20 protein-coding genes are annotated in these 22022 nt (G+C 66.7%); 5 read left to right on the plus strand and 15 right to left on the minus strand.

Features of this window, described 5'->3' with window-relative positions:
• Positions 1-73 precede the first annotated feature (73 nt).
• The 6 genes from IEV67_RS12210 to IEV67_RS12235 all read right to left on the minus strand — a co-directional run bounded on the left by IEV67_RS12210 (position 74) and on the right by IEV67_RS12235 (position 5775).
• On the minus strand, positions 74-2209 hold the full coding sequence (locus IEV67_RS12210; protein WP_188436827.1) for a DEAD/DEAH box helicase: 2136 nt from the start codon (positions 2207-2209) through the stop codon (positions 74-76).
• Between the two features lie 193 nt (positions 2210-2402).
• The gene (locus IEV67_RS12215; RefSeq protein WP_188436828.1) at positions 2403-3359 is read right to left on the minus strand and encodes a bifunctional riboflavin kinase/FAD synthetase; all 957 of its coding nucleotides are present in this window, start codon (positions 3357-3359) and stop codon (positions 2403-2405) included.
• Entirely contained in the window at positions 3356-3766 is a 411-nt protein-coding gene (locus IEV67_RS12220) for a hypothetical protein (protein WP_188436896.1), read from the minus strand. Before IEV67_RS12220 ends, IEV67_RS12215 begins: the two co-directional genes overlap by 4 nt.
• Positions 3767-3840: 74 nt before the next feature.
• The gene (locus IEV67_RS12225) at positions 3841-4209 is read right to left on the minus strand and encodes a hypothetical protein (RefSeq protein WP_188436829.1); all 369 of its coding nucleotides are present in this window, start codon (positions 4207-4209) and stop codon (positions 3841-3843) included.
• Positions 4206-5099 carry a tRNA pseudouridine(55) synthase TruB gene (truB, locus tag IEV67_RS12230; RefSeq protein ID WP_188436830.1) on the minus strand — a complete coding sequence of 298 codons (894 nt, stop codon included), beginning with the start codon at positions 5097-5099 and terminating at the stop codon, positions 4206-4208. The genes IEV67_RS12225 and truB overlap by 4 nt, the downstream gene beginning before the upstream one ends.
• A gap of 40 nt (positions 5100-5139) precedes the next feature.
• Positions 5140-5775, minus strand: coding sequence for a hypothetical protein (locus IEV67_RS12235; RefSeq protein ID WP_188436831.1), 636 nt, complete (start codon positions 5773-5775; stop codon positions 5140-5142).
• A gap of 72 nt (positions 5776-5847) precedes the next feature.
• On the opposite strand from IEV67_RS12235, the gene IEV67_RS12240 reads away from it, so the two are divergent.
• Positions 5848-6747 (plus strand): HhH-GPD family protein, encoded by a 900-nt coding sequence (locus tag IEV67_RS12240; RefSeq protein ID WP_306440992.1) that lies wholly within the window; start codon positions 5848-5850, stop codon positions 6745-6747.
• A 27-nt stretch (positions 6748-6774) separates the two neighbouring features.
• On the opposite strand, the gene rbfA is transcribed toward IEV67_RS12240, so the two are convergent.
• The 7 genes from rbfA to IEV67_RS12275 all read right to left on the minus strand — a co-directional run bounded on the left by rbfA (position 6775) and on the right by IEV67_RS12275 (position 15091).
• A complete protein-coding gene (gene rbfA / locus IEV67_RS12245; protein ID WP_188436832.1) occupies positions 6775-7209 on the minus strand; it encodes a 30S ribosome-binding factor RbfA in 435 nt (144 codons plus the stop codon).
• A 62-nt stretch (positions 7210-7271) separates the two neighbouring features.
• On the minus strand, positions 7272-10043 hold the full coding sequence (gene infB, locus IEV67_RS12250) for a translation initiation factor IF-2 (RefSeq protein WP_188436833.1): 2772 nt from the start codon (positions 10041-10043) through the stop codon (positions 7272-7274).
• 59 nt (positions 10044-10102) lie between these two features.
• Positions 10103-10375 carry a YlxR family protein gene (locus IEV67_RS12255; protein ID WP_188436834.1) on the minus strand — a complete coding sequence of 91 codons (273 nt, stop codon included), beginning with the start codon at positions 10373-10375 and terminating at the stop codon, positions 10103-10105.
• 41 nt (positions 10376-10416) lie between these two features.
• Positions 10417-11400 carry a transcription termination factor NusA gene (nusA, locus tag IEV67_RS12260; protein WP_188436835.1) on the minus strand — a complete coding sequence of 328 codons (984 nt, stop codon included), beginning with the start codon at positions 11398-11400 and terminating at the stop codon, positions 10417-10419.
• Positions 11401-11483: 83 nt separating this feature from the next.
• Positions 11484-12524, minus strand: coding sequence for an LOG family protein (locus IEV67_RS12265; protein ID WP_188436836.1), 1041 nt, complete (start codon positions 12522-12524; stop codon positions 11484-11486).
• A 1-nt stretch (position 12525) separates the two neighbouring features.
• Positions 12526-14280 (minus strand): proline--tRNA ligase, encoded by a 1755-nt coding sequence (locus tag IEV67_RS12270; RefSeq protein WP_188436837.1) that lies wholly within the window; start codon positions 14278-14280, stop codon positions 12526-12528.
• A gap of 40 nt (positions 14281-14320) precedes the next feature.
• Positions 14321-15091 (minus strand): isocitrate lyase/PEP mutase family protein, encoded by a 771-nt coding sequence (locus IEV67_RS12275; protein ID WP_188436838.1) that lies wholly within the window; start codon positions 15089-15091, stop codon positions 14321-14323.
• A gap of 52 nt (positions 15092-15143) precedes the next feature.
• Here IEV67_RS12275 and IEV67_RS12280 point away from each other — a divergent pair, with 52 nt between their 5' ends.
• From IEV67_RS12280 to IEV67_RS12290, 3 genes are all read left to right on the plus strand, one after another.
• Positions 15144-16583, plus strand: a complete 1440-nt coding sequence (locus tag IEV67_RS12280; protein ID WP_188436839.1) for an RNB domain-containing ribonuclease — start codon at positions 15144-15146, stop codon at positions 16581-16583.
• A gap of 71 nt (positions 16584-16654) precedes the next feature.
• Positions 16655-17206 (plus strand): helix-turn-helix domain-containing protein, encoded by a 552-nt coding sequence (locus tag IEV67_RS12285; RefSeq protein ID WP_188436840.1) that lies wholly within the window; start codon positions 16655-16657, stop codon positions 17204-17206.
• 56 nt (positions 17207-17262) lie between these two features.
• Positions 17263-17721 carry a GNAT family N-acetyltransferase gene (locus IEV67_RS12290; RefSeq protein WP_188436841.1) on the plus strand — a complete coding sequence of 153 codons (459 nt, stop codon included), beginning with the start codon at positions 17263-17265 and terminating at the stop codon, positions 17719-17721.
• A gap of 6 nt (positions 17722-17727) precedes the next feature.
• Here the strand turns inward: IEV67_RS12290 and IEV67_RS12295 are convergent, their stop codons facing one another.
• Both IEV67_RS12295 and ispG read right to left on the minus strand, forming a co-directional pair.
• On the minus strand, positions 17728-18624 hold the full coding sequence (locus tag IEV67_RS12295) for an alanyl-tRNA editing protein (protein WP_229703067.1): 897 nt from the start codon (positions 18622-18624) through the stop codon (positions 17728-17730).
• A gap of 26 nt (positions 18625-18650) precedes the next feature.
• Positions 18651-19802, minus strand: a complete 1152-nt coding sequence (ispG, locus tag IEV67_RS12300) for a flavodoxin-dependent (E)-4-hydroxy-3-methylbut-2-enyl-diphosphate synthase (RefSeq protein ID WP_188436842.1) — start codon at positions 19800-19802, stop codon at positions 18651-18653.
• A gap of 236 nt (positions 19803-20038) precedes the next feature.
• Here ispG and IEV67_RS12305 point away from each other — a divergent pair, with 236 nt between their 5' ends.
• Positions 20039-21949, plus strand: coding sequence for an anthranilate synthase family protein (locus IEV67_RS12305; RefSeq protein ID WP_188436843.1), 1911 nt, complete (start codon positions 20039-20041; stop codon positions 21947-21949).
• The last annotated feature ends 73 nt before the right edge of the window (positions 21950-22022 follow it).

The raw sequence follows: 22022 nt of genomic DNA on the forward strand, positions 1-22022 counted from the left end.
CTTCCGCAAAAAGGGCGGATCGCCCGCAGAACACCCACCAAGAAGGCCGTTTCTTAACAGCCCCGGCGGTGCCTCAGTCGCCGAGCGCCTGCCGAAGCAGGTGCATCAGTGCCGCCAGCTGCACGGACTCGCTCGGAGTCTCGAGCACCGCTTCGCCGTCCAGCGCCCTGGCCGCGAGGCCCTGCTTCTGATCGATGAGCTCGGCGATCTTCGTGTCGATCGTGTGCGCGGCGATGATCCGCCATGCCGTGACCGGCTCGTCCTGTCCGATGCGGTGCACGCGGTCGATCGCCTGCGTCTGCTCCGCGGCGGTCCAGCTCAACTCAGCGAGGACGACGTTGGAGGCCGCCTGCAGGTTGAGTCCGACGCCGGCCGCGGTGAGCGAGCAGACCGCGATGCCGACGCTCTCGTCGCCGTTGAAGTCGTCGATCGCCTGCTGTCGTGCCGGCGTCGTCTGATCGCCGCGGATCGAGACGTAACGGATGCCGGATGCCGCGAAGTGCGCCTCGGCCTGGTCCATCACGTCGATGTGCTTGGCGAAGAACACGACCTTGCCGACCGAACGCTGCAGCTGCGCGGCGTAGTCCGCGGCGAGCTGAGCCTTGGCCTGACCGATCTTGCGAACCATCGTGAAGACGTTGTCTCCGCCTGTGCCTGCGGCCTTCGACTCCTCGAGTTCGTTGTGCGCCACGAGCCGGACGATGTCGTCGTCGATCTCGCCGGGCTCCAGCCCGCGGTCGCCGCGAGCCTGGACGATGCGACGGTACTTCGCAGCCAACCGCTCCCCCAGCTCGCGCTCGGCCTGACGGATGCCACGGCCGAACTCATCGTCCAGTTGCACCGGCAGGTCTGCGATCAGCTTGTCCGGCAGGTCGGCGGCGACGTCCTTCTTCTTGCGTCGGACGATGCCCATCGAGATCACGGCGTCGCGCGCTTCCGCATAGAACGACTTGTCCGCCGGCGTGAGTCCGGTGTCGTCGAGCTTCTCCATCAGCTCCGCACCCGGTTTGTCGCCCGTCGTCCAGCCGAGGAAACGCCAGATCGCGTCGAAGTCCTCGACGTCGTTGATCAGCGGCGTACCGGTGAGCGCCATCATGAGCGGGTCGTGGGAGCGCTCACGGATGCGCGAGGCCAGCGCCAGCACGTTCTGCGAACGCTGCGAGGAAAGGTTCTTGATGAAGTGCGCCTCGTCCACGACCATGCCCTTGAGCCCGATCGAGCTGAGCCATGACAGGTGCCGGTCGAGGATCTCGTAGTTCACGATGAAGACGTCGGCGAACGCGTCGATGTCGGCACCGTCGCCCTGGATCACAGTGGCCCTGCGCTGCGGGGTCCACCGCTCCACCTCGCGAGCCCAGTTCATCTTCACGACGTTCGGCACGACGACGAGGAGGGGGTATGCGTCGGCGATGGATGCCGCGAGAACGGACTGCGCGGTCTTGCCGAGGCCCGGTTCGTCCGCCAGGAGGAAGCTGCGGTGACCTGCGCGCACGGATTCGAGGAACCGTGACTGATGCACCATCACCTCGAGGCCCTTGGGCGAGATGTGATCGTACTCCGGCGTCGGCGGCAGTTCCATGCTGGCGGCCGACCCGCCCGCGCCGGTCTCGAATGCCTTGTACAGCGGTCCCATCAGTTCCCAGTCGTCGAGCCTCCGCCTGGGTGCCGTCGGGCGCCGAGGAGTGAGGTCGGGCGCGAGGAACGGGTTCGCGAGTTGTCGTGATTCCACCGCGGCCGGGATCACCTGGCGTTCGGCGAGGGCCGCCGGCACCACCGGTGCCTGCACCGGCGCGATGTCGGTGATGATGAGCTCTTCCGGTGCGAGTTCGGCGCCGGACTCGAGCAGCCAGTCACGGCGCATGCGCTTCGCCACCGGGCTGGTGGCCGAGTCCGCCTCGAGCAACTGGATGAGAGAGGTGTCGCGTGCGGCGGTCTTCGCCAGGATCGTCGCGACGCCGTCGAGCCGCTTGAGCAGTTCGGCGCGTGTGGAATCCACGAACGCGGCATCCGTCTTCACCCTGGCGCGCTCCTCGCGCACCAGGAAGGCGATCACCTGGAACTTGACCCGGTTCGTCGGCCCGAGCTTTCCGCGCTGAGCCTTGGCCTCGATCTCGCGCACCTTGCGGGCGAGGATCGGGATCAGTGGGGCCTCGTCATCACGACGTGACGTCTTCTTGCGCCGCGTGGCGGCGGTTGCCGTAGTCGGCATGCTCCTCCTGAGCGTGAATACCGAACCGCCGTCAAGGTCGGTTCGTGCCGTACGAGTCGTCCGCGTGTGGCGCCAGCCAGGACCGTGCGAACGTTGTGCGGTCGTTCTCGTGGTGCCGGTGTGGCGCGCTCCCGAAAACGACTCTGCGAGAAGTTTACGTCATCCTCGCAATAAATCATCGATCGACGGGCGACTACGCCCGGACTTCACCTGTCAGAAGGGCGCGCGCTGCCACCACATCGGCCGCCATCTGCGCCATGAGCGCCTCGATGCCCTCGAACGCGACCATGCCGCGCAATCGCTCGGTGAACTCGACGGTGACATCGTGCCCGTAGAGGTCGAGGGAGTCCTCATCAAGCACATGCGCCTCGACCTGACGCACCAGGACATCGTCGAAGGTCGGGTTCGTCCCGACGGAGACCGCCGCGGGATATCGCACGGCTGTGTCGTGATCGATGAGCCAGCCCGCATACACACCGTCCGCAGGGACGAGGGCATCGACGCTCGCCGACAGGTTCGCGGTCGGGAAACCCAGCTCGCGACCGCGTTTGTGTCCGTGCACGACCTCGCCGCGCACGTCGACCGCGCGCCCCAGGACGACCTCGGCCGTCTTCACATCCCCCTCGGCGAGCAGTTCGCGTATCCAGCTGGATGAGACCCGGCGCTCGGAACCCTCGACGTACACGTCCTCCACCACATCCACGGTGAAGCCATGCTGCGGGCCGAGCTCGCGCAGGAGCTCGGGGGTGCCCGCTCCCTTGTGCCCGAACCGGAAGTCGCGTCCGACGAGCACCGTGGACACGTGCAGCGCATCGACCAGGATCTTCTCGACGAAATCGATCGGCGTGCGTGAGGCCAGCTCGCGATCGAATGTCAGCAGCAGCGTCGCATCGAGTCCGAGCTCGCCGAGCAGTTCGAGTTTGCGTTCCACCGAGACCACGTTCTCCGGACAGATCTCCGGCCGCAGCAGCGCGAGCGGGTTGCGGTCGAAGGTGACTGCGACGGCGCGTGCTCCGGATGCCGCGGCATCCGCCTTGAGACGCTCGATCACCGCACGATGTCCGGCGTGCACGCCGTCGAACTTGCCGATCGCGACGGCTGAGGGACCGAAATCGGCCGGCACCCCGCTCGGGTCGCGGAAGACGATCACGCCGTCACCTCCGCGGTGCGGACCGCCTCGACGGGGCGGTGTGTGCGCAGCCACCAGATCCCGAACATCGGAAGGACCAGCGGGATGAACAGATAGCCGCGGCCGAACACCGACCAGACCGAGTCGTGCTGGAACAGCTCGGGAACCGCGAGGCTCAGCACGCCGACCACGAGCACGCCGACCAGCTCGAAGACGATCGCGACCCAGGCGACCGTGTACCAGCCGCGTCGACCGGCGAGCACCAGCGCCAGAGTCGCGAGGATGTACACACCGGCGGCGATCGCCGAGAGCGTGTACGCCAGGGGCGCCTCGTCGAACTTCCGCACGATCTGCACGAAGCTGCGGCCTGTGGCAGCCAGCGCCATCACGGCGTAGACGATGACGAGGACACGGCCTATGCCGGTCATCCGATTGCGGGTTGCGGTGATGCTCATAGCATCCTCCATTCTAAGCGCGCGAGGAATGCTCGATCGCCGCACGCTCAGCCGACCTGAACGGTCCAGATCACCTGCATCCGCCAGAGCATGATCGCGACCGCGAGTGCGACCAGACCGAGGATGACGGTGCTCCAGCGGCTGCGTTCGAGCAGCGCCCAGATCACACCGCCGATCGGCAGCAGGGCTGCAGAGATGAGATAGACCCAGAACTCCAGCGGGTCGCCCGAGGGCGGGTTGCCGGCGAAAGGCGCGATGATCGCCACGATGACCTGCACGATGAGCAGCACCTCGACGAGAGCGAGCGCACCGACCGAGAAGTCGCTCGGTCGCCGGCCCGCCAGTCCTGCGACTGCGCAGAACACTCCCGCCGCGACTGCGACGGCGATCTGCAATGTGGTGAACCAGAGGATCATCGGGACGCCTCCGGCATGTTCATGACGCTCTTGATATCGCTGCCGCGCTTCGCCACGATCCCGACGAGTGCCCCTTCGGGGTCGATCGCCGCGGCGAGGGCGCCGTCGAGCCTGGCGGCCTGACCGCCCAGTCGCTTGCCGTGTCGCAAGTCGCGCGCATCGTCTTCGGTGACCTCGAGCGGTTGCAGGATCGCGGAGGCCGCCACGGCCGGCGTCAGTGTCTTCGCACCGGTGAGGGAGTCGATGTCGACGGCGTCCGTGACATCGAAGGGTCCGATCCTCGTGCGCCGGAGCGCCGTGAGATGTCCTCCGATGCCGAGCGCATCCCCGAGATCGCGGGCGAGTGCGCGGATGTACGTGCCGGACGAGCAGTCCACCACGACGTCGAGATCGATCACGCCGCCGCCACGGCGCTCGTCCAGCAGGTCGAACCGCGACACGGTGACCGCTCGAGCCTTGAGCTCCACCTCTTCGCCCGCGCGGACGAGGGCGTAGGCGCGACGTCCGTCGACTTTGATCGCGGACACCGCACTGGGCACCTGGGAAATGTCACCTGTGAGCGCGGCGATCCCGGTGCGGATCTGCTCGCTCGTCACCGCATCCACGTCGGCGGCGTCTGCTGCGCGGGTGATCTCGCCCTCTGCGTCGTCCGTGCCCGTCGCCTGCCCGAGCCGGACCGTCGCCAGGTAGGTCTTGTCGGCGCCGACGACATATGTGAGGAGCCGGGTGGCGCCTTCGATGCCGAGCACCAGCAGACCGGTCGCCATCGGATCGAGAGTGCCGGCGTGCCCGACCTTGCGCGTGCCGAACGCCTTTCGCGTCCGCGCGACCACGTCGTGGCTGGTCAGCCCACCGGGCTTGTCAACGAGGAGGATGCCGGGTGCGACCATTCCCCCAGCTTATCGAGGCCACGTCCGTGCTCCGTCGCCGTCAGCCGCAGACCTCATAAGGGGGCTGATCCGCCGTCGTCACAGTCACCGCATTCGCCTGTTCCGATGAGGTCGTGTAGAACTCAAAGAAGATCTTCGCTGTATCGCCCTGAACGCTCAGCCAGGTGCCTTCGCCGATCGGCGCCGTACCCTCCACCGCGTCCGGATACTGAGCCAGGATCTCGTCCTCGGTCGACCCGATCCCGAGGCCTTCTTCAGTACGCGGGCCCACACCCGGCGTGACCGGATCGGCGGCCGAGGCTGACACCACCATGATGGGGTCGGTCTCGGTCGTGGTGCCGCGCGCGAAGTTGACGTTGTAGGACTGATCCTGCGCATTCCACCACGCCGTCCACGAGCAGTTCTCGTCGTTCATCCACGATGTCGGCAGCGCCGACAGCGTGGCCTCGAAGTCACCGCCCGTCTCGATCGGACCAATGCCCTCGTCACTGACCAGCCAGGTGGACGGATCTTCCGGATCGGGTTCGTCCGTCTCCTGCGTCGGGGTGGGATCGGGCGACGGTGCGCTGGTCTCGGCGGTCGTCGGCTCTGGGGCCGGTTGTGCCGTGGCGCAGCCTGCGAGCGGCATGACGCTCACGGTAGCGATCGTGAGCACGGCGATCATCCTGCGATGCATGTGATCTTCTCCTCTCCTCTGCCCGCACCCGCGTCTCGGCCCGGGGTCGGGCACTCCGCATAGGCTAACGAGGTGCCCGCGATCTCGACACCCCCATCGGACCTGGCTCCCACGCTCGCTGAGTGGTACCGCTCGGATGCGCGGGATCTGCCGTGGCGCCGGCCGGAGTTCCACGCGCAGTTCGGTGCGTGGGGCACGCTCGTCAGCGAGTTCATGCTGCAGCAGACGCCGGTGACGCGGGTGATACCGCATCTCGAGGCCTGGCTGCGGCGCTGGCCGACACCGACGTCGATGTCTCGCGCGACGCCGGCAGAGGTCGTGCTGCAGTGGGCGAACCTCGGCTATCCTCGACGCGCACTGTGGCTGCACCGCGCCGCGATAGAGATCACCGAGCGTCACAGCGGCGCGGTCCCGCGCGACGTCGATGCGCTGCTCGCGCTGTCCGGCATCGGCGATTACACCGCCAGGGCGGTGGCCGCATTCGCCTTCGGTGACCGGCATCCGGTCGTCGACACCAACACTCGCCGCGTCATCGCCCGCGCGCTCGAGGGCAGGTCTCACCCTGGACCTGCCGCGCGCAGTGATCTGGTCGCGATGCGGGCGCTGCTGCCTGAGTCGGATGACGAATCAGCCGTCTTCAACGCCGCGATGATGGAACTCGGTGCGACGGTGTGCACATCTCGCGCACCGAAGTGCGAACGGTGCCCCATCTCGGCGCAGTGCGTCTGGATCAACGCCGGTCGCCCTGACACCGGCGATGGACGCCGGCGACAGGCACGATACGAAGGCTCCGATCGGCAGGCCAGAGGCGCGGTGCTGAAGGCGCTGCGTCACTCGGATGCAGGTGAGCTGCCTCTGGATGCCGTGATCCACGACTGGCCGGATGCCGTGCAGCGCGACCGTGCAATCGACTCTCTCATCGCAGACGGGCTCGCCGAGGCGGCGGAGCACATGCTCCGGCTGCCGCGCTGAGCCTACTGCCTGCTGGCAGCGCTCGGTCTACTGCTGGTCGTCCTCATCGGCGCGCACGATGTACGGGTCGGCATCGCCGGCGTGTGTGGCCGACGATGCGAGCTTGGCAACCTCCGCGTCGCGCTCCTGCGCCTGACGGAGCAGCGCCGTGATGTTGTCGGCGTTCTCCGGAAGCGCATCGGGGATGAACTCCAGCGTCGGCACCAGACGGGTGCTCAGCTGCTTGCCCACTTCGCTGCGCAGTAGTCCGGTCGCCGAAGCGAGTGCGGCAGCGCTCGATGCTCGTTCCTCGTCGGTACCGAGCACGGTGTAGAACGCCGAAGCGTGCTGCAGGTCACCGGAGACGCGGACGTCGGTTATGGTGACGAAGCCGAGTCGCGGGTCGCGCAGTCCTCGCTCGAGGCGCTCCGCCAGGATGACGCGAATGCGATCCGCCAGGCGTGCCTGTCGTTCTCCAGCCATTTCCTTCTTCTTCCGTGTGACGAATGAGGGGCGCCCGCGGGCGCCCCTCATATTTGATCAGATCAGCCGCGAGGCTTCTCGACCATTTCGGTGGTCTCGATCTCGTCGCCGATCTGGATGTCGTTGAACTTGCCGAGGCCGATACCGGCCTCGTAGTCCGTGCGCACCTCGGTGACGTCATCCTTGAACCGGCGCAGCGACTCGATGGCGAGGCCATCGGCGAGCACGACGCCGTCGCGGATGATGCGAGCCTTGGCGTTTCGCGTGATCGTTCCCGATCGCACGATGACACCGGCGATGTTGCCGAACTTCGAGGAGCGGAACACCTCGCGGATCTCGGCGACACCGGACTGGATCTCTTCGAACTCCGGCTTGAGCATGCCCTTCAGCGAGCTCTCGATCTCGTCGATCGCGGAGTAGATGACCGAGTAGAACCGGACATCCACACCCTCACGAGCCGCAGCCTCACGGGCCTTGGGATCGGGGCGGACGTTGAAGCCCACGATGATCGCGTTGTCGATCGTCGCCAGGTTCACATCCGACTCGGTGACAGCACCCACACCACGGTGGATGATGCGCAGCTGCACGGTGTCGTCGACCTCGATCTTGAGCAGCGACTCCTCCAGCGCCTCGACGGCACCGGAGACGTCACCCTTGATGATGAGGTTGAGCGTCTCGACCTTGCCCTCTTCGAGCGCACGGGTGAAGTCCTCGAGCGAGATGCGCTTGCGGGCCTTGGCCAGCAGGGCGTTGCGCTCGACGGCCTCACGCTTCTCAGCGATCTGGCGAGCCATGCGGTCTTCCTCGGTGACGATGAAGACGTCACCGGCGCGCGGCACCGAGTTCAGACCCTGCACCTGCACCGGACGGGACGGATATGCCTCGTCGACTGCGTCGCCGTTCTCGTCGAGCATCGCACGGACACGGCCGTAGGCGGTGCCTGCGACGATCGAGTCGCCGACGCGCAGCGTTCCGGACTGGATGAGCACTGTCGCGATCGAACCGCGTCCCTTGTCGAGCTTCGCCTCGATGGCGACTCCACGCGCGGACTTGTTCGGGTTCGCGGTCAGGTCGAGACCGGCGTCGGCCGCGAGCAGCACAGCGTCCAGAAGTTCCTGGATGCCGGTGCCTGCACGCGCCGAGACGTCGACGAACATGACGTCTCCGCCATACTCCTCGGCGACGAGGCCGTACTCGGTCAGCTGCTGACGAACCTTCGCCGGGTTGGCATCCGGCTTGTCGACCTTGTTGACCGCGACCACGATCGGGACGCCGGCGGCCTGGGCGTGGTTGAGCGCCTCGACCGTCTGCGGCATGATGCCGTCGTCGGCCGCGACCACCAGGATCGCGAGGTCGGTGACCTGCGCACCACGGGCACGCATGGCGGTGAACGCCTCGTGACCGGGGGTGTCGATGAAGGTGATTGCGCGCTCGTGGCCCTCGTGCTCGGTCCAGACCTGGTAGGCACCGATGTGCTGGGTGATGCCTCCGGCCTCACCCTCGATGACGTTGGTCTGGCGGATCGCGTCGAGGAGGCGCGTCTTACCGTGGTCGACGTGACCCATGACGGTCACGACAGGCGGACGGATCTCGAGGTCGTCCTCGCTCTCCTCCTCCAGCTCCTTGGCCAGGTCGAGACCGAAGCCCTCGAGGAGCTCCTTGTCCTCGTCCTCGGGCGAGACCATCTGGATCTTGTAGCCGAGCTCCTCACCGAGGACCTCGAAGGTCGCCTCGTCCAGCGACTCGGTGGCCGTGGCCATCTCGCCGAGGTTGAAGAGGATCGTGACAAGGGTTCCGGGCTGCACCGTGTAGCCGGTCAGCGTCTCGATCTTGTCGGCGAAGTCGGCGATCGATGCGCCGCGGCGCATGCGGATGATCTCTCCGTTGCCGCGGGTGACGTTGACGCCACCGACGACCGGAGCCGACCGCATTTCGAATTCCTGCCGCTTCGCCCTACGCGACTTGCGCTGCTTGGACTTGCCGCCTCCCTTACCGAAGGCGCCTGCGGTTCCACCGCCGGGTCCACGACCACGGCCACCGCCGCCGCCTGGGCGACCTGCGAAGCCGCCACCCGGACGAGCACCGGGACCGCCGCCTGGTGCGCCTGCACCACCGCCGGGACGACCGGGGCCACCGGAACGCTGCTGGAACGGTGCACCACCGGGACGGCCGGGACCGCCGGAGCGCGGAGCACCGGGACGCGGTGCGCCCGGACGCGGAGCGCCTGGACGGGGTGCGCCGGGGCGCGGAGCCTGCGGACGCGGGATGTTTCCCGGCGTCGGGCGCTGGCCCATGCCCTGCGCGGAAGCGAAGGGGTTGTTACCAGGACGCGGGCCGGCTGGGCGCTGGCCCATGCCCTGGTTGGAAGCGAAGGGATTGTTGCCAGGACGCGGCGCGCCGGGCTTCGGGGCACCGCCCTTGTCTTCGGAATCCGCAGCGGACTTCGCCGCAGCGGGAGCCTCGGCAGCAGCGGGCGCCTCGGCAGCCGGTGCATCTGCGACGGGCGCTTCTGCGGGTGCGGGCTCGGGCGCCGGCTTCGGGCCGGGCTTGGGCCCCGGCGTCGGAGCCTTCGGTCCGGGCGTAGCCGCACCGGACTTGGCAGCACTGGACTTCGCCGCGGCGGGTTTCGTCGCAGCGGCAGGCTTCTCTTCGGCCTTGGGCTTCGCAGCACTGTCGGCCTCGATGGCCGCACGAAGCTTGCGAGCCACTGGGGGCTCGATGGTCGACGAGGGGCTCTTGACGAACTCGCCGAGCTCCTTCAGCTTTGCGAGTGCGAACTTACTGTCGACGCCGAGCTCAGCGGCAATCTCGTGTACGCGTGGTTTGGCAGCCACAATTCTCCTGTCTGGGTCGGTCTACCCAGGCAGGGCAGACCACTAGTTGCGGACGGGTCTCATTTCGAGCCGTTCACTTTGTTTCCATAGCCATTCAGCCGTTTCTCGATGGTCTGCGTGTCCAGTGGTTCGGACACACGGAGGGCTCGTGCGAAAGCGCGGCGCCGCAGTGCGGCATCCATGCATTCCTGCGTCGGATGCAGCCAGGCGCCCCTCCCGGTCATGACGGCACGCTCATCGATGATGAGGATGCCTTCGTGAGAAACCACTCTGAGAAGAGCGGATCGGGAAGCACGCATGCGACAGCCGACGCACGTTCGTACAGGTTCCATCTTACACCGCGCCACTGGGTGGCAACTCCAAGGCCTCGCCGTCAGTCCAATATGCTGTCGGGCTGGATGTCGATCTTCGCGCCCGTCAGCTTGGCGGCGAGCCGGGCGTTCTGGCCTTCCTTGCCGATCGCGAGAGACAGCTGGTAGTCGGGCACCAGTGCGCGCACGGCCTTGGTGTTCGCGTCCAGCACGAACGAGCTCGTGACCTTTGCGGGCGAGAGCGCGTGGGCGACGAAAGTCGCGAGATCGGCGTCGTGGTCGACGATGTCGATCTTCTCCCCCGACAGCTCTTCCGTGACGGCCCGGACGCGGCGACCGAGTTCGCCGATGCAGGCGCCCTTGGCGTTGATCGACGGGTCGTCCGACTTGACTGCGATCTTGGTGCGGTGGCCTGCTTCACGGGCGAGCGAGACGATCTCGACGAGTCCAGCGGCGATCTCGGGCACCTCGAGCGCGAACAGCTTGCGCACGAGCCCCGGGTGGGTGCGGGAGACGGTGATCTGCGGCCCCTTGAGCCCCTTCGCGACCGCGGTGACGTAGACGCGCAGGCGGGAGCCGTGGGCGTAGTCCTCGCCGGGAACCTGCTCCTCGGGCGGGAGGATGGCCTCGACGCTGCCGAGGTCGACGTGAATCATGCGCGGGTTCGGGCCCTGCTGGATGACGCCGGCGACGATGTCGCCTTCTTTGCCCTTGAACTCGCCGAGCACGGCTTCATCTGCGATGTCGCGCAGGCGCTGGCTGATGACCTGCTTGGCGGCGAAGGCCCCGATACGGCCGAAGTCGTCCGGGGTGGCGTCCTCTTCACCGATGATGGCGCCGTCGTCGTCCTTGACCGGCTGCAGCACGGCCACGTGACCGGTCTTGCGGTCGAGTTCGACGCGAACGCCCTCAGGGATGGTGCCCTCTTCCGAGACGTGCTTGCCGTATGCCGTCAGAACGGCCTGCTCGATGATAGCGACGAGTTCGTCGAAGGGAATCGCCTTCTCCTTCTCGATCCCGCGCAGCAGCCCCAATTCGATGTCCATAACGGCCTCCCTATTCAGCTCTCGCCGCAGCATCCTGCACGCGCGGCACCGTACTACGATACCCGCTCGAGCAGACGAGGGTGTCAGCCGTCGGAGCGCGCGGAGCCGAGCGCGTTGATCGCGTCGATGAGGCGGTAGAGGCCGCCCACCTCGCGCTGACGCAGACGCAGTGACAGCCGTGGAAGCTCCACTCGGTCACGGTCGGCGTGCTCGATGGGGAGTGCGCTGATCCGTTCGATCCGCCCCTCGACCAGCAGCGACGCGAACTCGGCGTTCAGCATCTCGATCTCGGCAGCCGTCGGTTCGTTCTTCAGCCGCAGCACGAGCACGTCGTCGGCCCAGCGCAGCGAGTCGTAATTGCGCCAGAACTCGGTGATCTCCGCCACGGCTGCTTCCGCCGAGTCCGTGACGAGCAGGCGATCGAAGTCATCGGCCGAGATGACCCCTGCCGGAATCAGACTCTCGGTGATGAACCGCTCGAGGCCCTTCCAGAAGGTGCCTCCCGGTTCGTCGAGCAGCACGATCGGCATGGGCTCCGCCTTGCCGGTCTGCTGCAGCGTGAGCAGTTCGAACATCTCGTCCAGCGTTCCGAAGCCGCCGGGAAGGCAGATGAAGCCGGTCGACTCCTTGACGAGCATGAGCTTGCGGGTGAAGAAGTACTTCATCTCCACGCGGTGCGTGTCGTCGGCGACGACGGCATCCGGCTTCTCCTCGAACGGAAGACGAATGGAGACGCCGAGCGCCTTCTTCTCCCCCGCGCCCTCGGCAGCCGCCTGCATGATGCCGGGCCCCGCGCCGGTGACGACCATCCAGCCGCGTTTCGCGAGCGCGGATGCCACCGAACGCGCCTGCACATACAGCGGGTCGTCCTGAGTTGTGCGGGCCGAGCCGAACACGGTGACCTTCGGCACATCGGCGTACGGCCGGAACAGGCGGAAGGCGTCGCGCATCTCGACGAGCGCCGCGGATGCGATCTTGAGATCGAGCCGGTCGGTGTCCTCCTGGCCGAGCAGGATGCCGGTACTGAGCATCCGTCGGACCAGCGGGCGGTTCCTCGTGATCCCGGCGTCGGCCATGATCTCGTCGACCGCCGCGGTGAGTTCGTCCGGCTGCGCGTCACTCATGTCAGGACGTCAATCTCTCGATCGCGTCGTCCAGGGAGAGCGAGTCTCGCTCTCCGCTTCGACGATCCCAGAGTTCCACCTGGCCATCGGCGGCGCCGCGGCCGACGACGAGGACCCGCGGGATGCCGACGAGCTCGGCGTCTCCGAACTTCACGCCAGGCGAGACCTTCGGACGATCGTCGTAGAGCACGTCGAGCCCGGCCGCCTCCAGGGTGGCTGAGGCCTTCTCGGCGACGTCGTATGCGACCTGATCGCGACCGGCCGCCACGACGTGCACGTCGAAGGGCGCGACCGATGCCGGCCAGATCAGGCCCTTGTCGTCGTTGTGCAGCTCGGCGATGATCGCGAGGATGCGGGTGATGCCGATACCGTACGAGCCCATCGTGACGGTGACGAGCTTGCCGTTCTCGTTGAGGACCTTCAGCCCCAGTGTCTCCGCGAAGAAACGACCGAGCTGGAAGACGTGTCCGATCTCCATTCCACGGGCGAGCTCGACAGGACCAGAGCCGTCCGGAGCCGGATCCCCGGCGCGGACGTTGGCGATCTCGACGATCCCGTCGGCGAAGAAGTCTCGTCCTGCGGTGACCGAGTGCGCGTGTTTCTGGTCGATGTTCGCCCCGGTGATCCAGCTCGTCCCCTCGCTGACACGGGGGTCGACAAGATAGCGGATGCCGGTGGCTGACTCTTCGCCGAGTACAGCACCTGTCGGTGTCCACGGGCCGATGTAGCCCCTGACCAGCAGCGGATTCTTCTCGAAGTCGTCGGCCGTCGCGGTCTCGACTTCGGCGGGCGCGAACGCCACCTCGGCGCGTTTCTCGTCGACCTCGCGGTCCCCGGGAATTCCGACCACGACGATCTCACGCGTGCCATCGACGTGTGTGAGCGCGAGCACCACGTTCTTCAGAGTGTCGGCGGCCGTGAACTCGCCATCGAGCACGGCATTCGCGTGTGTGACGAGTGTGTCGATCGTCGGCGTGTTCGGTGAGTCGAACACCTCTGGGGTTGCATCCGCGTCGAAGTCGACTGCGTCCGCGACTGCGGTGGTGAACGCCTCGACGTTCGCGGCATACCCTCCGTCGCTGCGCACGAAGGTGTCTTCGCCGACCGGCGTCGGGTGCAGGAACTCCTCGCTGCGGGCGCCGCCCATCAGGCCGTTGTCGGCGTTGACGATCACGTACTCGAGCCCGAGCCTCTGGAAGATGCGCTCATAGGCATCGCGCTGGCTCTGGTAACTGACCTCGAGCCCGGCGTCCGAAGCGTCGAAGGAGTACGCATCCTTCATGGTGAACTCGCGACCGCGCAGCAGACCTGCACGAGGGCGTGCCTCATCGCGGTACTTGTCCTGGATCTGGTAGATCGTCAGGGGCAGGTCCTTGTACGAGGAGTAGAGATCTTTCACCAGCAGGGTGAACATCTCCTCGTGAGTGGGCGCGAGCAGATAGTCCGCACCCTTGCGATCCTGGAGGCGGAAGATGCCGTCGCCGTACGACTCCCAGCGACCGGACAGCTCGTAGGGCTCACGCGGCAGGAGCGCCGGGAAGTGGACTTCCTGCGCACCGGCATTCGTCATCTCGGCACGAACGATCGCTTCGATACGTGCCTTGACCTTCAACCCGAGCGGGAGCCAGGTGAACACTCCGGGCGCCGCGCGTCGGATGTACCCGGCGCGCAGCAGCAGCTTGTGACCGATGACCTCCGCTTCAGCGGGGTCTTCACGGAGCGTGCGGAGGAAGAATTTCGAGAGACGAGTGACCACGCGTCAAGTCTAGTGACCGTGGTCACTCGTTCTCGGACGGTCAGTTCAGCGCACGGGTGCTGGCGGGGATGACGCCGTCTGCGTACAGGCTCGTGGCGACGTCCTGCACGGCGGTGAGTCCGACACGCTGGATCATCGGACCGTACGAGATGCGTGCGACGCCGAGTGCTTCGTACTCCGCGGCGGTCAATGCACCGGGCAGCCCGATGACGCTGATCTTGCGCTCGCCGATCCCTTCCACGAGCTGACGGGTGACGTCGGCGTCGAGGATGCCCGGGACGAACACGCAGGTGGCGCCGACGTCGAGGAAGGCACGGCCGCGCTCGATGGCATCCGCGATGCTCGCCTCGACCGGGCGGTCGCCTCCTCGGACGAAGGCGTCGGTGCGGGCATTGAGCGCGAACGGTATGCCCTCGGCCTCTCCGGCCTTCACGATCGCCTCCATGACGGCGACGGACTCCGCAAGCGGCTTGAGGCGGTCTTCGACGTTCGCGCCGACGATGCCGGCGGCGATCGCGAGGCGCGTGGTCTCGCCCGCGTCGTCATAGCCGTCATCGAGGTCGGCGGAGACGGGCAGCTCGGTGGATGCCGCGATCCGGCCGACCATGTCGAGCATGAGTTCGCGCGGGATCTGACCGTCGGCATAGCCGAAGGTCGCGGCGATGGAATGCCCGGCGGTGGCAAGGGCGGTGGTCTGCGAGACGTCGGCGATCGCTTTCGCCGAGATCACATCCCAGATGTTGACGACGCGGAGGATCTCCGGTGCGTCGTACAGTGAACGGAGCTTCTGAGCCTTCTCTGCAGCGGTCATGTCTCCACGCTAATGCCGCAGGCGCGGCGATGGGGCGGCTTAGGGTGAAGTCATGCCTCAGCGTCGATCACACATCGCTCCGTCCGCCGTCGAGAGCGAACTCGCTGCAGCGCTCACCGCGCTGCGCGAGGACCTGGACACGCCCACCGAGTTCTCCGCGGAGGCCATGGCCGAAGCCGAGGCCGCCACCGCACCGGAACCCGATCTCGATCTGCGCGACGTGCCCTTCGTCACGCTCGATCCCCTGGGCGCGAAGGATCTCGATCAGGCGATGCATCTCGCGCGCAACGGCTCGGGCTTCGAGGTGCGTTACGCGATAGCGGACGTTCCGTCGTTCGTCACGCCGGGCGGGGCGGTGGATGCCTCGGCGCGTGAGCGCGGTCAGACGCTGTATGCGGCGGACGGCTCGATCCCGTTGCATCCGAGGGTTCTCAGCGAGGATCGCGCATCCCTGCTTCCGGAGCAGAATCGTCCGGCACTCGTGTGGACGTTCAAGCTCGATGAAGCCGGCGTCGTGTCGGAGTTCCGGCTGGAGCGCGCGCTGATCCGATCGCGCGCGCAGCTGGACTACGCGAGCGCGCAGCAAGCGCTCGACCGCGGCGAAGAGTCGCCCCTGTCTCTGCTTCCGCTGATCGGCGGGCTGCGTCAGGAGCTCGAGGCGCAGCGCGGAGGTGCCAGCCTGAATCTTCCCGATTCGGAGGTCGTGCAGCGTGAGGACGGCACGTACGACATCGACCGACGGCATCCGCTGCCCCTTGAAGACTGGAACGCGCAGCTGTCGCTGATGACCGGGATGGCCGCGGCATCGCTGATGATCGAAGCGAAGGTGGGTGTGCTGCGCACGATGCCCGAGCCGGACGAGAAGGCGTTCACGGCGTTCCGTCTGCAGACCGAGGCTCTGGGACGGCCGTGGAAGGACGGCGAATACGGAGAGTACCTCCGTTCCCTGGACCGTGAGGACCCGCTCACGCAGCCGGTTCTGGAGGCTGCGGCGTCGCTCTTCCGCGGTGCGGGATACGTGACCTTCGACGGGACGGTTCCCGCGGATATCGAGCAGGCGGCCATCGCAGCCGCCTATGCGCATGCCACCGCTCCCCTTCGGCGACTGGTCGATCGCTGGGCACTCGCGATCTGCCTCGCGGTGTCGCGTGGTGAAGAGATCCCGTCGTGGGCGCGCGAGTCGCTCGAGGAGTTGCCGGCGCTGATGCAGGCATCGGGCCAACGCGCCTCGCGCCTGAACGCCGACACCGTCAATCGTGTCGAGGCCGCTCTCCTCACTCCGCTCGACGGCACCACGATCGAGGCCACCGTGATCGAGGTGCGCGAGGACCGCGCGACGATTCAGATCGCAGATCCCGCCGTGACGGCATCCGCTCCCCTGCCTGCGGGCGCGAAGCCCGGTGACACCGTGCCGCTTCGCCTGATACGCGCCGACATCGGCAGGGGTGAGGTCGAGTTCGCCCTCGCAGACGCATCGGTGGCGGACCGTTGACGGCTGCTGGCTGGATGATGGCGTGGCGCTGACGTGGTGCTGGCGGGAGGTATGAGGCGAGCATGAATTCCGTGAACAAGACACGAATCATCGAACTCCGACAGGCACAGGGCTGGACGCAGGAACGGCTTGCGAACGAAAGCGGTGTGGGCATACGAACAGTACAGAGACTGGAGGCCGGTCAGGATGCCAGCCTGGAGACGCTCTCGCTGGTCGCCGAGGCGCTTCATGTGCCTGTGCGCGACCTCTTCACCGTGATCGACGACGAGGCACTGAGCAATCGTGTGGATTCGCTGCAGGACCGGACGGAGCAGCAGCAGGCTGCCCGCGACCGGATCAGCGGCGCGTGGCGATGGCTCTACATCGGGGTCGGCGTCGTCCTGACACTCGTCGCCTTCACCTTCCCACAGGGGCTGGTGCTGTTCCTCGGATACTGGGTAGGCGGGTACATCATCCTCGTCGCGATTCGCAGGATCCACCTGGAACCGCACCTCGATGAGAAGTACCCGCTGTCGCGGGCGAAAGAATCACGGCGTGCGCGGCGGGCCGCAGCGAAGACGCACGTGAACCGCGAAGCTCGACAGCAGGAAGATGACGTGCACGTGACAGATCCGACCCAGTGACTACGTCAGACGTGCGATGCAACGTCCCGGAAACACTGTCCTGAGACGATGAATGCATGTGGCACATTCGTCCTGACGACCTCACCGGTGACGCGATCCGAGCGCTCATCGTCGAGCATCTGGCGCACATGCACAGCCTGTCTCCGGCTGAGAGCGTCCACGCGCTGGACGCCACGGCGATGCAGGGAACCAGCGTGACGATGTTCACCGCCTGGGACGGTGACGACCTCGGTGGCATGGCGGCGCTGAAGCGGCTCGACGCGCACAACGGTGAACTCAAGTCGATGCGCACCACCACCGCGGCGCGTGGGCGTGGCGCCGGCCGCGCCCTGCTGCAGTACATCCTCGGAATCGCGCAGACGGAGGGATTCGCTTCGCTCTCGCTCGAGACAGGAACCGAGGAGGAGTTCTCTGCCGCGCGCGCTCTCTACGCCAGCGAAGGATTCATAGAGTGCGGACCGTTCGCGGACTATGTCGCAGATCCGCTCTCGGTCTTCATGACCCGCGCACTGTGAGGCGGGTCATACGGCGGCGGGAACGACCTTCGTCGTCATGACCAGCAACTGCGGGTCGGGAAGCTCGAGTGTCACCCGGACGCTCGAGAACTCGGAAAGTGCGTCGACATGCGTGCCGCCGCACAAGATCACGGCCTCACCCTCTGGCAGTTCGCAGCGCCAGCGGCGACGATCGATGATGCTGGGTCCATCGACCTCGATCCGACTCGCACCACCTGACGCCACCCACTCCGCGAGCTTCGCGTTGATGGCATCCTCGCGTTCAGAAAGAGTCCCGGCGAATGTCTCGGTGTCGAATCCCGCTTTGCGGAGGCTCTTGCCGAGGCGGTATTCGTCGACGCTGACGTCCTCGTCGATGCGGCTGGTCTGATTCGCGCGCCCCTCGAAGTCAGGCGAGCCCAGCGCATCCGTGCCAGGATCCTTGCGCCACAGATCAGCAACCGCAAGGTCGAGCGCCAGCGAGGCGAGGTGGCACGCGGTGTGTCCTCGGCTCAGCCCCGCGCGGCGGCGGGCGTCGACTTCAAGACGCACCTCAGCACCCTCTGCGAGCCAGTCCGGAGCTTCGCCTTCGAGGCGGTGGCCGACCAGCCAGGTCCATCCCTCGGCGCCGCGCTTGACAGGGATCTCAGCACCGACTGCGAACTCACCGGTGTCGCTGACCGCCGCCATCACTGCTTCGGCGACAGCGACGTGCTCGTCACCGGAACCCAGCTCGCCGGCATCCCCTGGCTGATCCGGCCAGGTGTGATCCACTGGATGGAAGGGGGTCGCATCCGCGACAACGACAGTTCCCGTCGGCATCCGCTCGACGCGTGAGATGACGCCGTCGCCTCTGACGGCACCGGACGCGAATGTGACGTTCGTCGCCGCCATGACCTGCACGGGTGCCGGGGTATCAGACAACTTCGTCTCCTTCGTGCTCGCCAGGATCAGACCGTGACGACCTGTGCGGTGCCGGTCTTGGCATCCGGACCCATCTCGGCAGCGATGCGGTTCGCCTCTTCGATCAGGGTCGCGACGATGTCGGCTTCCGGAACGGTCTTGATGACCTCGCCCTTGACGAAGATCTGACCCTTGCCGTTTCCGGATGCCACTCCGAGGTCTGCCTCTCGGGCCTCGCCTGGGCCGTTGACGACACAGCCCATCACGGCGACTCGGAGCGGCACGGTCATGTCCTTCAAGCCCTCGGTCACGTTGTCTGCCAGCGTGTACACGTCGACCTGAGCACGTCCGCACGACGGGCAGGAGACGATCTCGAGCTTGCGCTCGCGCAGGTTCAGTGACTGCAGGATCTGGTGCCCGACCTTGACCTCTTCGGCCGGCGGGGCCGACAGCGAGACGCGGATGGTGTCGCCGATGCCCTCGGACAGCAGGATGCCGAACGCCGTCGCAGACTTGATCGTGCCCTGGAAGGCGGGGCCCGCCTCGGTGACGCCGAGGTGCAGCGGCCAGTCGCCCCGCTCGGCGAGCAGTCGGTACGCCTTGACCATCACGACCGGGTCGTTGTGCTTGACGGAGATCTTGAAGTCGTGGAAGTCGTGCTCCTCGAACAGCGATGCCTCCCACACGGCGCTCTCCACCAGTGCCTCTGCGGTCGCCTTGCCGTGCTTCTGCAGGATGCGCTTGTCGAGGGAGCCGGCGTTCACACCGATGCGAAGGGACACGCCTGCGGCCTTCGCCGCCTCGGCGATCTTGCCGACGTTGCCGTCGAACTCGCGGATGTTGCCCGGGTTCACACGCACAGCGCCGCAGCCGGCGTCGATCGCGGTGTAGATGTAGCGCGGCTGGAAGTGGATGTCGGCGATCACGGGGATCTGACTCTTCATCGCGATGATCTTCAGCGCATCCGCATCATCCTGGTGCGGCACGGCGACGCGCACGATCTCGCACCCGGAGGCGGTGAGCTCTGCGATCTGCTGAAGCGTCGCGTTGATGTCGGTCGTCTTCGTCGTCGTCATCGACTGGACGCTCACGGGTGCATCGCCACCGACGAGCACCTTTCCGACGCTGATCTGTCGGGACTTGCGTCGAGGACTCAGAACTTCGGGGACGCGCGGCATCCCAAGATTCACTGCAGGCACGTACCCAGGTTACGCCGCCACGGTGGACGGAGGCTGGAACCCGGCTCCATAACGGCCGGTTTCGGATGCTGCGCCGTCTGAGCAGAGCGCCGCACTGTGATAGTTTCGGCCCATGCTCGCGAACTTCACCTGGTGGCCCGCCTCTTAGGCGGTGTGTTCGCGTTCCCACGAATCCAGACCGCCTCCGGGGCGGTCTTTTCGTTGAGCCGAGCCGGAGCCCTGCACAGGAGACCTCGATGACCGACACCGCAGCCCTGCTCGCCGCACTCGCGCAGGACCCCGACGCGTCCTTCGTGCTCATCGCGCGGGATGGCGCTCAGAGCGTCGAGCTGCTCACGGGTGACATCGAAGACGTCGATCTGCTCGCTGACATCCCGCTCACCGTGAACGGCGTTCCTCGTGAGATCTTCGCGATGGTGCCGTATCGGCAGGTGCGCGAGCGGGGCTTCGAGGCGCAGGATGACGGCACACCACTGCGTTGCCTGCTGGTCGACCGTCACGAGCACCTTCCGCTTCACGATGTCATCGAGTCGCTGCCTCAGGATGCCGTGCCGCTGAAGGATGCCGGCTTCGACATCAGCGATGAGGACTATGCGCAGGTCGTGACCCGTGTGATCGCCGACGAGATCGGTCGCGGCGAAGGTGCGAACTTCGTCATCCGGCGCGACTACACGGCGACCGTCGACCTTGGCTCCGACGACACCGGGCACGGCGAGAGAACGGCCGCGCTCACATGGTTCCGCGCGCTGCTGACGCACGAACGGGGCGCCTATTGGACATTCGCCGTCATCACGCCGGGTCACATCGCCGTCGGCGCGAGCCCGGAGGCGCACGTCGTCGCGCGCGACGGCATCGTCACCATGAATCCGATCTCCGGCACCTTCCGCCATCCGGCAGGTGGCGCGACCAAGGAGACGCTGACCGAGTTCCTCTCCTCCACCAAGGAGACCGAGGAGCTCTTCATGGTGGTGGACGAAGAGCTGAAGATGATGAGCGCCGTGTGCTCGGACGGCGGCCGGATCACGGGACCGCATCTGAAACAGATGTCGCGGCTCACCCACACCGAATACATGCTGCGCGGGCGCAGCAGACTTGATCCTCGCGACATTCTGCGTGAGACGATGTTCGCTCCCACAGTGACCGGCTCCCCCATGCAGAACGCCTGTGCCGTCATCCGCCGCCATGAGAGCAAGCCTCGTGGTTACTACTCCGGTGTCGCAGCGCTGTTCACCCCGAATGTCGAGGGCGGTCACGATGTCGACGCCCCCATTCTGATCCGCACCGTCTATCTGGAAGACGGGGAGCTGCGTGTGCCGGTCGGTGCGACTCTCGTGCGTCACTCCGACCCGTACGGCGAGGTCAGCGAAACCCATGGCAAAGCCGCCGGGGTGCTCGGTGCCATCGGTGCGATCGCACGTGATGTCGCGGCCGCGACCAAGGTCGACCCCGACGCGCCCGCCGTCGAGACCGCTCTCGCTGACGACCCCGAGATCGCCGAGTTGCTCGCCTCGCGCAATTCACGGCTGGCCGAGTTCTGGCTGAATCCGCAGGAAGACGGTGCTGCGGGGCCCTTCGCCGGGCGCAGGGCGCTCGTGATCGATGCCGAGGACCGTTTCACGACGATGCTGGCTCACCAGCTGCGCCACCTCGGGCTCGACGCGAAGATCGTGCCGTGGCACGACGTGACCGATGCGGACGTCGATGCCGCCGAACTGGTCGTCGCCGGACCGGGCCCCGGCGATCCGCGTGATGCGACCATCGCCCGCATTGCACGCATGCGTGAGGTCGTCGCCCGCCGCCTGGCTGAGGGCGCGCCGCTGCTCGCGGTCTGCCTCAGCCATCAGATCCTGGCCGACCAGCTCGGCATCGAGTTGGCCCCGTTGACTTCGCCGCACCAGGGTCTGCAGAAGGTCGTGCCGGTGTTCGGTGAGGATGCCTCGATCGGCTTCTACAACACCTTCACCGCTCGGGTCTCCCCCGGAACGACCGCTGCAGGCGCAGCCGAGGTGTCTGCTGACGCGACGACCGGCGACGTCTACGCATTGCGCGGACCGTCGTTCGCATCGGTGCAGGGGCACCTCGAATCGATCCTGTCGCGCGACGGCATCCGAACCTTGGAGCGACTGATCACGGACGCGTTCGCCTGATCCGGGACACCCGCACACCCGCCTGGTCGGCAGCAAGGCGGGTACCGATCGAGGTGATGTTCGCCTGCCCCAC

Origin of the sequence: Microbacterium murale (assembly GCF_014635185.1) — a bacterium.
Classification (GTDB): domain Bacteria; phylum Actinomycetota; class Actinomycetes; order Actinomycetales; family Microbacteriaceae; genus Microbacterium; species Microbacterium murale.

What these genes read in the sequence shown, in the direction of transcription:
- IEV67_RS12210 (WP_188436827.1), bottom strand. Translation starts at nt 2,209, where the DNA reads ATGCCGACTACGGCAACCGCCGCCACGCGGCGCAAGAAGACGTCACGT.
- IEV67_RS12220 (WP_188436896.1), bottom strand. Translation starts at nt 3,766, where the DNA reads ATGACCGGCATAGGCCGTGTCCTCGTCATCGTCTACGCCGTGATGGCG.
- IEV67_RS12225 (WP_188436829.1), bottom strand. Translation starts at nt 4,209, where the DNA reads ATGATCCTCTGGTTCACCACATTGCAGATCGCCGTCGCAGTCGCGGCG.
- truB (WP_188436830.1), bottom strand. Translation starts at nt 5,099, where the DNA reads ATGGTCGCACCCGGCATCCTCCTCGTTGACAAGCCCGGTGGGCTGACC.
- IEV67_RS12235 (WP_188436831.1), bottom strand. Translation starts at nt 5,775, where the DNA reads ATGCATCGCAGGATGATCGCCGTGCTCACGATCGCTACCGTGAGCGTC.
- rbfA (WP_188436832.1), bottom strand. Translation starts at nt 7,209, where the DNA reads ATGGCTGGAGAACGACAGGCACGCCTGGCGGATCGCATTCGCGTCATC.
- IEV67_RS12255 (WP_188436834.1), bottom strand. Translation starts at nt 10,375, where the DNA reads ATGGAACCTGTACGAACGTGCGTCGGCTGTCGCATGCGTGCTTCCCGA.
- nusA (WP_188436835.1), bottom strand. Translation starts at nt 11,400, where the DNA reads ATGGACATCGAATTGGGGCTGCTGCGCGGGATCGAGAAGGAGAAGGCG.
- IEV67_RS12265 (WP_188436836.1), bottom strand. Translation starts at nt 12,524, where the DNA reads ATGAGTGACGCGCAGCCGGACGAACTCACCGCGGCGGTCGACGAGATC.
- IEV67_RS12275 (WP_188436838.1), bottom strand. Translation starts at nt 15,091, where the DNA reads ATGACCGCTGCAGAGAAGGCTCAGAAGCTCCGTTCACTGTACGACGCA.
- IEV67_RS12280 (WP_188436839.1), top strand. Translation starts at nt 15,144, where the DNA reads ATGCCTCAGCGTCGATCACACATCGCTCCGTCCGCCGTCGAGAGCGAA.
- IEV67_RS12290 (WP_188436841.1), top strand. Translation starts at nt 17,263, where the DNA reads ATGTGGCACATTCGTCCTGACGACCTCACCGGTGACGCGATCCGAGCG.
- IEV67_RS12305 (WP_188436843.1), top strand. Translation starts at nt 20,039, where the DNA reads ATGACCGACACCGCAGCCCTGCTCGCCGCACTCGCGCAGGACCCCGAC.